Genomic DNA, 14,535 nt, shown 5'->3' on the forward strand with positions numbered 1-14,535 from the left:
CGGCCTTCTTCTCTACATTGTTTTCGCACCGCTGTATTTGTTCTCCGGCATATCGCTGTCCAGCTTCTTCACAACTTCCAGCACTGCCTGTACCGCCCTGTAATAGAAAGAATGATTAATGCGGGAATATTCATCGGAAAGACGATGGTAATCGGGGTGATCTTCCACGCCAAAGTACAGGAACGGGATCTTCTGTTTAAAAAACTCATACTGATCGCTCTGCTTCGTCCAGTCGTCTGTACCGCTTTCCGGTTTATCATGGCCGGCGATCAGCTTCACGCTACTGCGGGCAGCCACATCATCTGTATACTTCTTCAGATCCGGAAACTGGAAAGTGCCACATACATACAGTTCGTTTTTGTCGTTATGGGCAATCATATCCATGTTAATATTCTGCCGGATCTGTGTAAGCGGTACCGGTGGCTGTGCTACAAAGGCTTTAGCGCCCTGCAGACCTTCTTCTTCTCCATCAAAAGCGGCAAAAATGAGGGTATAACGGGGCGGGTGCTTTTTAAAATAAGTGGCCATTGCCAGTAATCCACCGATGCCGGAAGCATTGTCATCAGCACCATTGTATACAGTGTCTGCGCCATTGGCTTTGGAGGTAATACCAAGATGATCATAATGGGCAGAAATAACAATCACTGTGCTCAGCTTACCGGGGATATAGCCGTACAGGTTAGTACCCATAATTTTTTTATCTCCTTCCTGGAAATAGAAAGGATATTCGTAGGTATCGTGATAAGCGGATAAACCTATTTTTTTGAAGCGGTCGAGGAGATAGAACTGGGCCATACGGCTGCCGCGGGAGCCGGTTTTCCGGCCTTCCATTTTATCCGCTGATAGCGTTTTAACATCCTTCATCAATTGTGTTGAATCAACGGAAGTTTGCGCCATCACAGGCAGCGCAAAAAGCAGGCAAAAGCTGTAACAAAGCCATTTCATAAACATTGCATTTATGGTTAACTATACCTGCAATGTACAAGATATTATTTGAAGATATTAAAGATGATCAAACTGCATACATAGGCCAGCGCGGTCATATAAACAAGCTGTATCAGCGGATATTTCCAAGATTTTGTTTCACGTTTTACAATGGCCATCGTACTCATACACTGCATGGCGAATGCATAAAAAATCATTAAGGACAACCCGGAAGCCAGCGTGTATACCGGCGCCCCATCAGGCCAGGTGGCTGAAGACAGTTTTTCCCGGAGGGTGGCGTTATTATTGTCAGGATCTTCTCCCACACTATAAAGGGTAGCCATAGTACCCACAAATACTTCACGGGCGGCAAAAGAGGTGATCAATGCAATACCTATTTTCCAGTCAAACCCCAGCGGACGAATGGCTGGCTCAATTGCGTGACCAAGCACTCCCGCATAGGAGTTGGATAATTTGGCAGATTGAAATTCTTTATTGAGCACCGCAGCTTCGGGCGATTCTGCAGGCACTTTCGCCAGGAGTTGTTCATATTTTGCATGTACCGGCTCCATTCTGCTGGCGGGGCCATAAGAGGCCAGGAACCAAAGGATCACAGATATTACCACAATCACCTTACCTGCATCTTTCACAAATATTTTCGCTTTCTCCACCATCGTGGTTCCCACGTTGGCCCAACGCGGGGAGCGGTAAACCGGCAATTCCATGATGAAGTAGCTCTTTTCCTTAATGCGCACAAACAGTTTCATGATGGCAGCAATAAAGATAGCCATGAAGAAGCCCAACAGGTAAAGCCCCATCATGATCAGTCCCTGCAAACCGAGTATGCCAAAGATCCGTTTGTCGGGGATGATCAGCGCAATCATCATAGTATAAATAGGCAACCTTGCAGAACAACTCATTAAAGGCGTGACCATGATGGTGATAAGCCGTTCTTTTTTATTCTCGATGGTACGGGTAGCCATGATAGCAGGTACCGCGCAGGCTACTCCGCTGATCAAGGGCATCACAGATTTTCCGTTTAATCCAACCTGCCGCATCAGGCGGTCGGTCAGAAAACTGATACGGGCCATATAGCCGGTATCTTCCAGTATCGTGATCAACCCAAACAGGATCATGATCTGGGGGATAAACACGGCAAAGCCGCTGATACCGGCAACGATTCCGTTGATGAAGAAGTCGGTGACTTTATTATCGGGCAGGGTACTGCTCAGCCATCCGCTCAGCGCCCCAAAGCCGCCTTCGATCCAATCCATCGGGTAAGAGGCCAGCCAGAAAATACTTTGGAACAGGAGGAACATCACCACCAGTAAAATCACGTATCCCCAGAAGCGGTGTAGCAGGAGGTCGTCTATTTTTTCAGACCGCAATTGCTTCTGCAGTGGATCATTTTCCACTACGGTGGCTTTCATGATATGTTTGATCCGGCTGTACCGCTGCATGATCTCTTCGGCCTGGATCTTTGTTTTATTAAACTGGTGTTTTTCCAGCGAGCTGTGGATGACCTTTTTCTGTGCTTTGTCTACAAAAGGAAGGTCGTCTACGTTAACGGCTATATGTAAAGCGCCATAGTCACTTTTCACCGGTACTGTTTTACGTACCTCATCAATCACGTCTTTGGCCAGTGCGTTGTTGTTAATAAAATCCCTCGGCGGCGTGCTGTAATGGGAGCGCATCGCCAGGTCTATTACTTTCTTGATTTCCGTAACGCCTTTGTTCTTTCTTGGATTGATGGATACTACGGGCACGCCCAGTTCTCTTTCCAATCCGTCGAGGTCTATCTCTACTCCTTTCCTGCGGGCAATGTCCATCATGGTGAGGGCAATGATGACCGGGATTTTGAGATCTATGATCTGGGAACAGAATAATAAGTTGCGTTTCAGGTTGGAGGCATCCGCCACAATGATCACGAGACGGGGGGAGTCTTCATTTTGCTGGTTGATCAGCACGTCATAGGTAACATATTCATCGGCGCTTTTCGGGTACAGGCTGTAAGTTCCCGGCAGGTCGATAATATTGGCGGTTACGCCGGATACTATCTGAGCTATCCCGGTTTTTTTATCTACCGTTACACCCGGAAAATTACCCACCTTCTGGTTTAAACCGGTGAGCGCATTAAAAAGGGAACTTTTACCACTATTCGGATTACCTACCAGCGCGATGTTTATGGGTGCCTGCATTCCTTATCTTATCCTATTTATTAATATTAATTGCTGAAGATGCAAAGTTAAACATTAATCGGCCGGTCGAATGATCCGATCGGGAAAATCTCAGAAAGGTAATCTGCTGGAAAAGATAAAGCGAAAACAAGGGCTTGTTTTCGCTTTATCTTTTTAAAAATTAATTATTTATATAGATTAACTGTGAAACATGTTAATGAGGGAGTAAGCCAGGAAAGATACATCCCCTTCGATGGGCTGGTTCTTTTTTACCGCTTTCACTGCGTTTTCAGCGGCTGGTCCCTTGTAACGGTAGCCTTCATTGGAAGAGTCGGTATTCGCCTTTTCCGGAGCTGGTTTCTTTTCGTTGATGTCGTCGGTACCATCGGGGGTCATTTTCAGGTTCAATGGTCCGGGCTGGTCATTGTCGAAATCGTTATCCCAGTCGCCATCGTCACTCCGGTCGTACCGGCTGAAGTCATAGTTACGGTATACTTCCCGGTCTATTTCAATATTCTTTCCTACCGGTACTTTAATGGTTACAGTAACACGCTGGCCGCGGTACTTGGAGTGCGGCGGCAGGGAAAACCCTTCCGGCAGGTACAGTACAGAGTCCTGTTGATTCAGGTGGAACGCGATATCATGAGCCAGCATTTTTGCCTGTTGAACAGTACGGCCCCTGGAAAAGCGGGATACATCTACAGAAAAACTGTCGGTCAGGCTTTTTTCAACCCGTATCCGGATGTAGTTAATCAACACGGTATCATCTGCGATCAGTAAATGATCGTCAAAGAAGCTGATGTCATCGCCATTGATTTCAGACAGGATGCCGGGTGTTCTTTTCAGTATCAGCTTACCTTTCGATGGCTGTTGAATAGCTATTGCTTCCGTTTCAGTTGCCGGTCTTCTGAAATCTTTTACAAAAGATGTGGCAATGATGGCGGCGAAAGTCAGTCCGAGTAGCCAGAGGAAGGTTAAGGTATAACCTGCATAGCGGTTGCCTTCTTTTACGCCAGTGAGTTTACGGATGATGAATATAACCAGTGCAACAATCGGGATGCCTATCAGCAATCCAACAGCAGGCCATAACAATGCGCTTTGCACCGGGGCGCCGAGTAACAGATCCTTGATGGGAAAAAGGGCCGCGGAAGTGGCTGCAATGGCTATTCCTGCCACTATCAGGCAGATCAGCATCACTACAGCGAAGAAGTAAAAGAACCCTTTGGTAACAGCTACCAACACTTTACCTAATCCACTTGCCAGGCTCACAAAAAAGCGTTCGATATCGCTACCTACCTGCTTGCCGCGGCCCTGAGAAAAATTTCGGATATCATCTCCTACATTTTTCACCTGGCCTTTCATATGATTTAATTCCTCCTGGATGGTAGATTTGATGGTGTTCAGATCCACCTTCTCTCCTCTCATTTCCAGCTTCTCCGCTGCCGTGTCGGCAGACGGAGTAGCTATCCAGAGGATGAAGTATACAAGGATACCGGTACCGAAGCCACCAATCGCCAACAGGGCGAATATGATACGGAAGATCACCGGATCGATGTTGAAGTAAGCGCCTAAACCGCTACATACGCCACTCAGTACTTTATTTTCCGGATCGCGGTACAGGCGTTTGCGGGGGCGGGGAATATATCCTGCAAAGGGATCGTCCTCTTTTTGCTGTTGGGTGCTTTCGCCGGCGGCATCGTCGAACTGCTCAGGCGTACCCATAGAGGCTTTCACCGCAATCACATCTTCATCAGTAATACAATGAGCGCCCTTTTTCAATTTATCCTGGAATATTTCAGCAATGCGGCTTTCAATATCAGACACGATTTCATCCCCGCCTTCCTCTTTCGAGAAGTACTTCTTCAAGCTCCCGAGATACTGGTTCAGTATCTCATACGCGCTATCCTCGATGGGGATAAGGCGGCCCGAAAGGTTTATGTTGATTATCTTTTTCATTACCAGTTGATTTTAGGTTTTAGGTTAGTCTTCCTTTACAGCGGTGTACTGTTTTGTGTTAATTGATGCACGGCATTAGCCAGTTCGTTCCAGGTGCTTTCCAGTTCTTTATAAAAGGTTTCCCCTTTATCTGTCATGGAAAAATATTTCCGTGGGGGACCTGAGCTGCTTTCAACCCAACGGTAAGTGAGCAATTCCGCATTTTTCAACCTTGTTAATAAAGGATAAAGAGTGCCCTCCAGGATATCCAGCTTTGCTTCCTTCATCTTTTCGATGATGTCTGAAGGGTAAGCTTCTCCTTGCTTAATGACGGACAATATGCAAAACTCCAGCACTCCCTTCCTCATCTGCGATTGTGTGTTATCAATGTTCATGGCAAGTGAGCTTTAATGTTTTTTTTCTAATGGTGGTTTCTGATCAGTTATTAAAGTATTTGATAGCTATTCTTTCAACTTTACGATACAAAAATAGGAAACTTTTACTACTATGCAATACACAATACCATAGAAAGCAAAATAACTTGTTTAGAACGTTACCCGGTAAAGCCTATAAAATCCAATACAGATGCGCTTCTTCCGGAAAAAAACAGTTATAACGGATGCGACAGGATAATGATGACCGGTTTTGAGCCATGATAAACGGAAAACTACAGCCGGCACGGCCTTTTTATGTTAAAGTCCTTTAACATTTTTTTAATTGGGAATATTTACCATTTATGGTTATCCTCTATTACATTTGCATTAAGCGTATTATACACATGAAGAAATTAATCGGCATATTCCTCCTGGCACTGATGGTGTCACAACTGCTTCCAATCAAGGAAGTAGGGAAGCTGCTGTTTAATAATCAGATTGTGGAAGAACATCCGGTTGATTGTGGTGGCGATCATATAAAGATTGCGAAAGAGCTGAAATTCTGTAAACAGTTTGATGAAATTCAGTTTAACCCATTGCTCATTCTTGGTATTTTACAATATCATTTAATGGAAGATATTCCCAGCAACCCTGCTCAGGAAATACATGCCCCTCCTCCCAATATGCACATCGCATAATTTCGTTTTGCAGTTGTAATTACAACAGCTGTGTTTTCTATTTATTTATTACTGATTTTTTCAAACACTGCCCGGGCTACGTGTATCCATTAAGGCGATATCCGTATTTAAGCCGTTAACGGGAGTACTATTCTATCATTGTAGCTTCCACGGTTGCAGCATTGGCTGCTATCCGGAAGTGCGATCCCTCAACGGAAAAGCAAATTTTATGAACAAGCAGACATCATTATTCTCTAATATAAAAGGCGATTTTTCAGCCGGCCTTGTTGTTTTCCTCATTGCGGTGCCGTTGTGTCTGGGTATAGCCCTGGCCTCCGGGGCTCCTTTGTTTGCCGGTATGATTTCCGGTATCATCGGTGGCCTGGTGATTGGCTTTTTAAGCGGCTCGCAACTGAGTGTAAGCGGCCCTGCAGCGGGTCTTACCGCTGTTGTACTGGTGGCTATCACCAAACTGGGTGCGTTCGATGTATTCCTCCTGAGCGTGGTAATAGGCGGCGCCATTCAGCTGATCCTGGGATTAATTAAAGCAGGAACAGTAGCCAACTACTTCCCTTCCAACGTAATCACAGGAATGCTTACCGCTATTGGTATCATCATTATCCTGAAACAATTACCACACGCATTTGGCTATGATGCCGATTCGGAAGGTGATTTCAATTTTATTCAGGTAGATGGCGAAAATACTTTCAGTGCTTTGCTTTCCACGATTAATCACATTAGTCTTGGCGCAACACTGATCACCATTATCTCCATTTTCATTATTCTGTACTGGAGCAAGATCCCGAAGCTCAATGTAGTGCCAGCGCCACTGGTAGCAGTAATTACCGGCATATTGCTGAATACAGCATTTTCCGGCAGTGAGTTGCTGGCACTGGGATCTAATCACCTGGTATCGTTACCTGTAGCTGGTAGCTTTGGTGATTTCATAAACCAGTTCACGCTCCCGAATTTCAGTGCCATCACTAACAAGGATGTATGGATCACCGGTATTACTATTGCTATAGTAGCTTCCGTGGAAACCCTGCTGAATGTGGAAGCCACCGATAAACTCGATCCCCTGAAACGCTACACCTCTCCTAACCGGGAATTGAAAGCACAGGGTATTGGTAACATGGTCAGTGGCTTAATTGGCGGTTTGCCAATCACGTCTGTAATCGTGCGTTCCAGCGCTAACATCAATGCCGGTGGTAAAACCAAGCTGGCAACTATGACGCATGGTGCGTTATTACTGGTTTGTACAGCACTGATCCCGGTTTTGTTAAATAAAATTCCGCTGGCTACCCTGGCGGCAGTATTGCTGGTAACCGGTTACAAATTGTGCAAAATTTCCATTTTTAAGGAAATGTTCAAAAACGGTAAGTACCAATGGGTGCCTTTCGTTGTAACCGTAGTAGCCATCGTGTTTACCGATCTGCTGATTGGTATCGCGCTGGGTATGGTAGTAAGCGTGCTCGCCATTTTACGTGGTAATATGAAGAGCTCTTACTATTTCCGCAAAGAAAAATACCATACCGGCGACAGCATCCGCCTGGAACTGGCACAGGAAGTTTCTTTCCTGAACAAAGCCAGCATCCTGCTTACGCTGGATCACATGCCGGAAAATATCACACTGGTGATTGATGCGCACAAAACTGCCTACATCGATTTTGATGTATTGCAGACTATCCGCGAATTCAAAGACATCAAAGCGCCGCAAAAAAATATCAAAGTAATCCTGACGGGGTTTAAAACCGTGTACAACATTCAAAACACGCCAGACCTTTCTGTTGAAGAGCAGTCAAGACTGAACTCTCCGCAGGTACACACTATTTCTTCCGGTAACCATAAAGAGTTGCTGAAAGAACTGCAGTTAAATTAAAGGCATCTATGCCTTTAATAAAAAACGGAACGGAATACCATGCTTAATATCCGTTCATTTTTCAATCTCAAAAAATGACAATAATGAAGACACTGAATAAAATATCTCAAGCCAATATATCTCCTAAAAAAGCGCTGGAACTGCTACAGGCCGGTAACACCCGGTTTGTGGACAACCTCCGCCTGAACCGTAACCTGCTGCAAATGGTGAACGATACATCCGACGGACAGTGGCCGATGGCTGCCATCGTTAGCTGCATGGACTCCCGCACCTCTGCAGAACTGATCTTTGATCAGGGATTGGGCGATATTTTCAGTATCCGTTTAGCCGGCGCCGTTATTTCTGATAACGTACTGGGCAGCCTCGAATATGCCTGCAAAATAGCGGGTTCCAAATTCATCGTAGTATTGGGTCACACCAAATGCGGCGCTATTAAGGGCGCCTGCGACTCAGTTGAAATGGGGAATCTTACCGGGCTGTTAAATAAAATAGCCCCGGCTGTATTTGCAGAGAAAACTGTTAAACAGGATCGTAATTCTCATAACGGCGAATTTGTGGAAGCTGTAAATGCTATCCATGTACAACGCTCTGTTCAGGCCATTATGGAACAAAGCAATATTCTTCGTGAAATGATCCAGAAAGGAGAAGTGGGTATTATCGGTGCTATTTACGACGTAGAAACAGGGATCGTGAGCTTTATGGAGCATACCCTGATCCTGGAAAATAACAGACCGGAAGGAGCAACAGCTGTAGCTGTTTAATCCGTCCTGCTTTTTATAGAAGAGAATAAATTTGCTTTTTCATAAAAAAGAGGGAGGCTCTGACGACACGTTTGATCAATTATTTAAAGGCATTGATCAAACTGTTATCAGTAGCCTCCTTTTTTTATATCTGTTGCAATCGCGCCGCGGCCTGTTCTAATGTAGCCTGCCTTTTGGCAAAGCAAAAACGGATCACATGATCATCTTTTCCATCCTGGTAAAAAGCTGATACCGGGATAACCGCCACCCCAAACTCTTTGGTCATACGGATTGCAAAATCCTTGTCTCCTTCATCCGATATCCGGTCGTATTTCATCAGCTGGAAATAACTTCCCTGGCTGGCCAACGGGGTAAACCGGGTGTCCTTCATTAACTCAAGGAAATAATCTCTTTTCTGCTGGTAAAATGCGGGCAGCTCCAGGTAATGGGACGGTGTTTCCAGGAATTTGGCCAGTCCGTACTGCATAGGCGTATTTACCGAAAAGCAAAGGTATTGATGCACCTTCCGGTACTCCTTCATCAGGTGTTCGGGCGCTACACAATAACCCATTTTCCAACCGGTATTATGAAATACTTTTCCAAAAGAAAAGGTAACAAAGCTGTTCCTGAAAATAGCAGGATACCGCAATACGCTGTGGTGCTGCGCGCCATCGAAAATCAGGTGCTCATATACTTCATCCGACAACACAATCAGGTTAAACTCGTCCACCAGTTTTTCCAGTTCCTGCATATCATTTTCCTGTAAGATGCTTCCCGTGGGATTATGCGGGGTATTCAACATAATCATCCTGGTGCGGGATGTGATTTTACTTCTCACTTCGTCCCAGTTAATGCGGTAGCCAGGAAACGATAGGGAAATCAATACTGGTATTCCCCCGTTTACCAATACATTTGGGATATAGCTGTCGTATGCCGGTTCAAAAATAATCACTTCATCACCCGGATGTATACACGTTGCAATAGCGGTAAAAATAGCATAAGTGCCTCCGGGCGTAATGGTAATCTCTGTATCAGGATGTACCTGCTGGTGGTAAAGACTACTGATTTTTGCGGCAATGGCATTGCGTAGCTGCGGGAGTCCCGGCATGGGAGCATACTGGTTATGCCCCTGTTGCATGGCTTCATTTACCATTGCTTTCAGTTCGTCGCTGCAGTCGTAATCGGGAAATCCCTGGGAGAGGTTAATTGCCTGGTGGGAGGCTGCCAGGGCAGACATGACGGTAAATATAGTAGTGCCTACATTGGGCAGTTTTGAGATCATCGCCGGATTTTTAGATATTGAAATTCAGACATCTGCTGGTAAGAAAATCTTTTCAGCCACTAAATATCTGAATTTCAATATCAAAAATCACAAAAATATTTACAGGAACTTCTCGCCTTTGTTGCGCTTGATTTCTCCTACATATTCCTTGATCTGTTGTTCATTTTCTTTTTTGCAGATGAGCAGCACATCGTTTGTATCTATTACGATAAACTCATCCAGTCCCTGCAGGAGTACCAGCTTTTCGTTGGGCACTTTCACCATGCATTTGGTAGCATCGATCACTACTACGTTTTTGCCCTGTACCGCATTGCCGAGGTAATCTTTTTCCAGGTTTTCATAGGCGGAAGCCCAGGTGCCCAGGTCACTCCATCCAAAATTGGACGGGATCACATACACATTGCTGGCCTTTTCCATAATACCGTAATCAATAGAGATGTTGGTGCACTGCGGGTACACTTTCTCCATGACCTCTTTTTCCTGTGGGGTATTGAGTGCGGGAGTGGCTTGTTCAAAGAGTTCATCTATCTCCGGAAGATATTGTTTAAAAGCTGCCAGGATAGTTTTTACATTCCATACAAAGATGCCGGCGTTCCAGAGGAAATCGCCGCTTTGCAGGAACGTTTTGGCCAGTTCCAGGTTAGGCTTTTCTGTAAACGTTTTTACCTGGTATACATTATCTGCCACGTGCTGTGGTTCAAACTGGATATAGCCGTAACCGGTGTCGGGCCGGGTAGGTTTGATCCCCAGGGTAACCAGGGCGCTGTTTTTCTGTACAAACAGCAACGCATTTAAACAGGCATTGGTAAACGCCGGTCCATCCATGATAAGGTGATCTGCCGGCGCACAGATAATGTTGGCCAGCGGGTCCTGTTTATGGATTTTGTGGGAAATATAGGCAACACAGGGAGCTGTATTTTTACGGGATGGTTCGCTCACAATATTGGCTGTGGGCAGTTCAGGTAACTGATCACTCACCTTGCTGGTATATTGGTGGTGGGTTACCACGAATATATTTTCCTTTGGGATGAACTGCGCGAAGCGTTCATAAGTCCATTGGAGCAGGGTTTTTCCCGTGTTCAGGATATCCAGGAACTGCTTGGGATTGTCTGTGCGGCTGTGGGGCCAGAACCGGCTGCCTATCCCCCCTGCCATTATTGCCACATAAAAATGGCTGTTCAGCTGTGTCATTTCTAAATAATTCCTTCTCTGATTAAATCATGTAAGTGAATAATACCTTGATACCGTTCACCGTCCATTACCAGCAGTTGGGTAATATCATGCTGGCGCATCATCTCTAAAGCGTTGATGGCCAGTTGATCCTGCTGGATCAATTTCGGGTGAAGCGACATTATATCTTTTGCCGTTACAGCTGCTGTAGGAACATCTTTCTCCAGCATTCTGCGCAGGTCACCATCTGTAATGATACCCTGAAGTAATCCATTTTCATCCACTACGGCAGTAACGCCCAGCATTTTAGATGAAATTTCCACAATCACCTCTCTTAATGAGCTGTTTGATAATACCTGCGGGGCTTTATGCTGTTTGCTGAGATCCCCGACCTTAAGGTACAATTTCTTTCCTAAAGCGCCTCCGGGATGGAACTTTGCAAAGTCTGCTGCAGTAAATCCGTGCCATTCTATGAGACAAACGGCCAGTGCGTCTCCCATCACCAGCTGGGCAGTGGTGCTGGTAGTGGGTGCGAGGTTATTAGGGCAGGCTTCCTTACTAACGGTGGTATTGAGTACAAAATCGGCTTCCTGGGCTAAAAACGAGCTGGTATTCCCCACCATCGCAATTAAAGTGTTGCCAAAATTCTTCACCAGGGGAACAAGTACCTTTATTTCGGCGGAAGTGCCGCTTTTAGAGATGCACATCACTACATCTTCCTCTCTGATCATCCCCAGATCCCCGTGGATGGCATCTGCCGCATGCATGAAAAGGGCAGGCGTACCGGTAGAATTAAATGTCGCCACTATTTTCTGGGCAATAATGGCGCTTTTACCAATGCCGGTTACCACCAGTCTCCCCTGGCATTGAGCGATCCTTTCAACAACTTTTTCAAAATCTGCATCTATAAAATGCTGCAAATCATTAATAGCTGATGCCTCCATCGCAATTGTGCGCCTGGCTACCTGTCCTATATTGATAGTTTGATTCCTTTTCATGACGATTTACAAATTTATCATTTTTTAACCAGCACTGGAGCGGTCAAGTAATTTATATTGATACTCCGCGCTTTTTTAAGTAACTTCGTGTCCCCTAAAAAACATATAAATATATTTCGTCATTTGATGGATCTTTAGAGTTAAAATTTGAATGCAATGGCTGTTGTTAAGGAACGTTTGATGGATGCATTACGCGAACACTTCGGGTTCGATTCCTTTAAGGGAAATCAGGAAAAAATTATAAATAGCATCCTCTCAGGCAAAGATACTTTTGTGATAATGCCAACCGGCGGAGGTAAATCATTATGCTATCAACTACCGGCGCTGATGCGACCGGGTTGTGCGCTGATCGTTTCACCCCTTATTGCGCTGATGAAAAACCAGGTAGACCTGGTACGAGGCTACAGCAGTAAGGACAATGTGGCACACTTTCTAAACTCCACCTTGTCCAAGGCGCAGATCAAGAAAGTGCGGGCCGACCTGACGGCGGGAAAAACCAAGCTGCTCTACGTAGCTCCGGAAACGCTCACCAAACAGGAAAACCTGGATTTCTTCAAGGAACTGGAGATCTCCTTTATTGCAGTAGATGAAGCGCACTGTATTTCTGAATGGGGACATGACTTCAGGCCGGAATACCGCCGCCTGAAGGAAATGATCGACCAGATCAGTGATAACCTGCCCATTATTGCCCTGACCGCTACTGCTACCCCCAAAGTACAGAGCGATATCGTAAAGAACCTGTGTCTGAATAAGGCCAATATCTTTATTTCTTCCTTTAACCGCCCAAACCTGTATTATGAAATCAGGCCAAAACGCAAAAAGGAACAAACCATCAAGGATATTGTTAAATTCATTCATCAGCATAAAGGCAAAAGCGGTATTATTTACACGCTGAACCGTAAAACCACCGAAGAACTGGCAGACATGCTGGTAGCCAACGGCGTTAAGGCGGTAGCCTATCACGCCGGCCTGGATCCCACCACCAGGGCACAGCGCCAGGACATGTTCCTTCATGAAGATACAGAGGTAATTGTGGCCACCATTGCATTTGGAATGGGCATCGACAAACCCGACGTACGATTTGTGATCCACTACAACATCCCGAAGAGTCTCGAAAACTACTACCAGGAAACCGGTCGTGCAGGAAGGGACGGACTGGAAGGGCATTGTATCTGCTACTATTCCCATAAGGATGTGCAGAAACTGGAACACCTTATGCGCGACAAATCGCTCAGCGAACGTGAAATGGGCGCACAGCTCATTAACGAAACCGTGGCATATGCTGAAAGCGCCGTATGCCGCCGCAGGGTTATCCTGCACTATTTCGGGGAACATTACGAAACGGAAAACTGCGGACAGTGCGACAACTGCCGCAACCCGAAAGAAAAAATAGAGGTCAAGAACCGGGTAGTGATCATGCTGAAGGCCATCCGTGCTCTCGAAGAGCGCTTTGGCAGTGAATATGTGATCAATATCATCACCGGGAAAACCAGTCCCCAGATCAGCACCTACCGCCACGATAAACTGGATGTGTTTGGAGAAGGAAAAGAATTTGATGCGCACTTCTGGAACTCCCTGATGCGCCAGATGATGCTGGAAGGGCTCATAGAAAAAGATATTGAAGAATACGGCCTGCTCAAAGTAACCGACAAGGGCGCCAAATTCCTCAAAAAGCCATACTCCATCATGGTAGCGCTGAATCACCAGTTTGATGAAGATACCCTGGATGAAGAAGAAGAGGCTGCAGCAGAAGCACAGGCATCTGCAGATCCTGCATTGTTTGAAATGCTGAAAGAACTGCGCAAGAAAGTATCCAAAGAAAAGAACCTTCCACCGTTTGTTATCTTCCTGGAAACTTCTTTGGAAGACATGGCAACGCAATACCCTACCACCGTTCAGGAACTGGAGAAAATCCAGGGCGTGAGCAAAGGCAAAGCAATTCGCTATGGCAAACAGTTTGTGGATGTAATCACTAAATACGTAGAGGAAAATAACATCACCAAGCCGGACGATTTTGTTATGAAAAGCGTGGTGAATAAAAGCGGGATGAAAGTATTTATTATCCAGAATATCGATAAGAAAATACCGCTCGAAACCATCGCAAAAAATAAAGAGCTTTCCCTCTCCCAGTTACTCGATGAAATGGAAACCATTGTAGCCAGTGGTACCAAACTGAATATCGATTACTGCCTGGATGAAGAGCTGGATGACTATGCACAGGATGAAATCATGGAGTATTTCAAAGGCTGCGAAACGTCCAGTCTTGCCCTTGCCAGGGAAGAACTGATTGAAAATGATTATTCGCTGGAGCAACTGAAGCTGATGCGTATAAAATTCCTGGTAGTATACGGCAATTAATGCCGGCTGCCAGTACAATAT

General features: G+C 45.5%; 11 protein-coding genes. 4 read left to right on the forward strand and 7 right to left on the reverse strand.

What is annotated here, in order from left to right:
* Positions 1 to 12: 12 nt before the first annotated feature.
* The 4 genes from PV783_RS03010 to PV783_RS03025 all read right to left on the reverse strand — a co-directional run bounded on the left by PV783_RS03010 (position 13) and on the right by PV783_RS03025 (position 5,431).
* Complete coding sequence (locus PV783_RS03010) at positions 13 to 945, reverse strand: M28 family peptidase (protein WP_420987065.1); 933 nt, start codon at positions 943 to 945, stop codon at positions 13 to 15.
* 44 nt (positions 946 to 989) lie between these two features.
* The gene (gene feoB / locus PV783_RS03015) at positions 990 to 3,122 is read right to left on the reverse strand and encodes a ferrous iron transport protein B (protein WP_079471460.1); all 2,133 of its coding nucleotides are present in this window, start codon (positions 3,120 to 3,122) and stop codon (positions 990 to 992) included.
* A 177-nt stretch (positions 3,123 to 3,299) separates the two neighbouring features.
* Positions 3,300 to 5,057, reverse strand: coding sequence for a PspC domain-containing protein (locus PV783_RS03020; protein ID WP_363432335.1), 1,758 nt, complete (start codon positions 5,055 to 5,057; stop codon positions 3,300 to 3,302).
* Positions 5,058 to 5,092: 35 nt separating this feature from the next.
* Positions 5,093 to 5,431, reverse strand: coding sequence for a PadR family transcriptional regulator (locus PV783_RS03025; RefSeq protein WP_079471462.1), 339 nt, complete (start codon positions 5,429 to 5,431; stop codon positions 5,093 to 5,095).
* 383 nt (positions 5,432 to 5,814) lie between these two features.
* Between PV783_RS03025 and PV783_RS03030 the strand changes: the two genes are divergently transcribed.
* The 3 genes from PV783_RS03030 to PV783_RS03040 all read left to right on the forward strand — a co-directional run bounded on the left by PV783_RS03030 (position 5,815) and on the right by PV783_RS03040 (position 8,727).
* The gene (locus tag PV783_RS03030; RefSeq protein WP_133256129.1) at positions 5,815 to 6,108 is read left to right on the forward strand and encodes a hypothetical protein; all 294 of its coding nucleotides are present in this window, start codon (positions 5,815 to 5,817) and stop codon (positions 6,106 to 6,108) included.
* 208 nt (positions 6,109 to 6,316) lie between these two features.
* On the forward strand, positions 6,317 to 7,966 hold the full coding sequence (locus PV783_RS03035; protein WP_420987066.1) for a SulP family inorganic anion transporter: 1,650 nt from the start codon (positions 6,317 to 6,319) through the stop codon (positions 7,964 to 7,966).
* Between the two features lie 83 nt (positions 7,967 to 8,049).
* Complete coding sequence (locus tag PV783_RS03040; protein WP_079471465.1) at positions 8,050 to 8,727, forward strand: carbonic anhydrase family protein; 678 nt, start codon at positions 8,050 to 8,052, stop codon at positions 8,725 to 8,727.
* A 124-nt stretch (positions 8,728 to 8,851) separates the two neighbouring features.
* Here the strand turns inward: PV783_RS03040 and PV783_RS03045 are convergent, their stop codons facing one another.
* The 3 genes from PV783_RS03045 to PV783_RS03055 all read right to left on the reverse strand — a co-directional run bounded on the left by PV783_RS03045 (position 8,852) and on the right by PV783_RS03055 (position 12,156).
* Positions 8,852 to 9,988, reverse strand: a complete 1,137-nt coding sequence (locus PV783_RS03045) for a methionine aminotransferase (RefSeq protein WP_420987067.1) — start codon at positions 9,986 to 9,988, stop codon at positions 8,852 to 8,854.
* 99 nt (positions 9,989 to 10,087) lie between these two features.
* Positions 10,088 to 11,179 (reverse strand): mannose-1-phosphate guanylyltransferase, encoded by a 1,092-nt coding sequence (locus PV783_RS03050; RefSeq protein ID WP_079471467.1) that lies wholly within the window; start codon positions 11,177 to 11,179, stop codon positions 10,088 to 10,090.
* A gap of 2 nt (positions 11,180 to 11,181) precedes the next feature.
* Positions 11,182 to 12,156, reverse strand: coding sequence for a KpsF/GutQ family sugar-phosphate isomerase (locus PV783_RS03055; RefSeq protein WP_079471468.1), 975 nt, complete (start codon positions 12,154 to 12,156; stop codon positions 11,182 to 11,184).
* A 156-nt stretch (positions 12,157 to 12,312) separates the two neighbouring features.
* On the opposite strand from PV783_RS03055, the gene recQ reads away from it, so the two are divergent.
* Positions 12,313 to 14,514, forward strand: coding sequence for a DNA helicase RecQ (gene recQ / locus PV783_RS03060; protein ID WP_079471469.1), 2,202 nt, complete (start codon positions 12,313 to 12,315; stop codon positions 14,512 to 14,514).
* The last annotated feature ends 21 nt before the right edge of the window (positions 14,515 to 14,535 follow it).

It is taken from the genome of Chitinophaga sp. CC14, from assembly GCF_048957795.1.
Lineage (GTDB): Bacteria > Bacteroidota > Bacteroidia > Chitinophagales > Chitinophagaceae > Chitinophaga > Chitinophaga ginsengisegetis.

Coding starts and splice junctions, on each gene's coding strand:
- PV783_RS03010 (WP_420987065.1), bottom strand. CDS start 945: ATGAAATGGCTTTGTTACAGCTTTTGCCTGCTTTTTGCGCTGCCTGTG.
- feoB (WP_079471460.1), bottom strand. CDS start 3,122: ATGCAGGCACCCATAAACATCGCGCTGGTAGGTAATCCGAATAGTGGT.
- PV783_RS03020 (WP_363432335.1), bottom strand. CDS start 5,057: ATGAAAAAGATAATCAACATAAACCTTTCGGGCCGCCTTATCCCCATC.
- PV783_RS03025 (WP_079471462.1), bottom strand. CDS start 5,431: ATGAACATTGATAACACACAATCGCAGATGAGGAAGGGAGTGCTGGAG.
- PV783_RS03030 (WP_133256129.1), top strand. CDS start 5,815: ATGAAGAAATTAATCGGCATATTCCTCCTGGCACTGATGGTGTCACAA.
- PV783_RS03035 (WP_420987066.1), top strand. CDS start 6,317: ATGAACAAGCAGACATCATTATTCTCTAATATAAAAGGCGATTTTTCA.
- PV783_RS03040 (WP_079471465.1), top strand. CDS start 8,050: ATGAAGACACTGAATAAAATATCTCAAGCCAATATATCTCCTAAAAAA.
- PV783_RS03045 (WP_420987067.1), bottom strand. CDS start 9,988: ATGATCTCAAAACTGCCCAATGTAGGCACTACTATATTTACCGTCATG.
- PV783_RS03050 (WP_079471467.1), bottom strand. CDS start 11,179: ATGACACAGCTGAACAGCCATTTTTATGTGGCAATAATGGCAGGGGGG.
- PV783_RS03055 (WP_079471468.1), bottom strand. CDS start 12,156: ATGAAAAGGAATCAAACTATCAATATAGGACAGGTAGCCAGGCGCACA.
- recQ (WP_079471469.1), top strand. CDS start 12,313: ATGGCTGTTGTTAAGGAACGTTTGATGGATGCATTACGCGAACACTTC.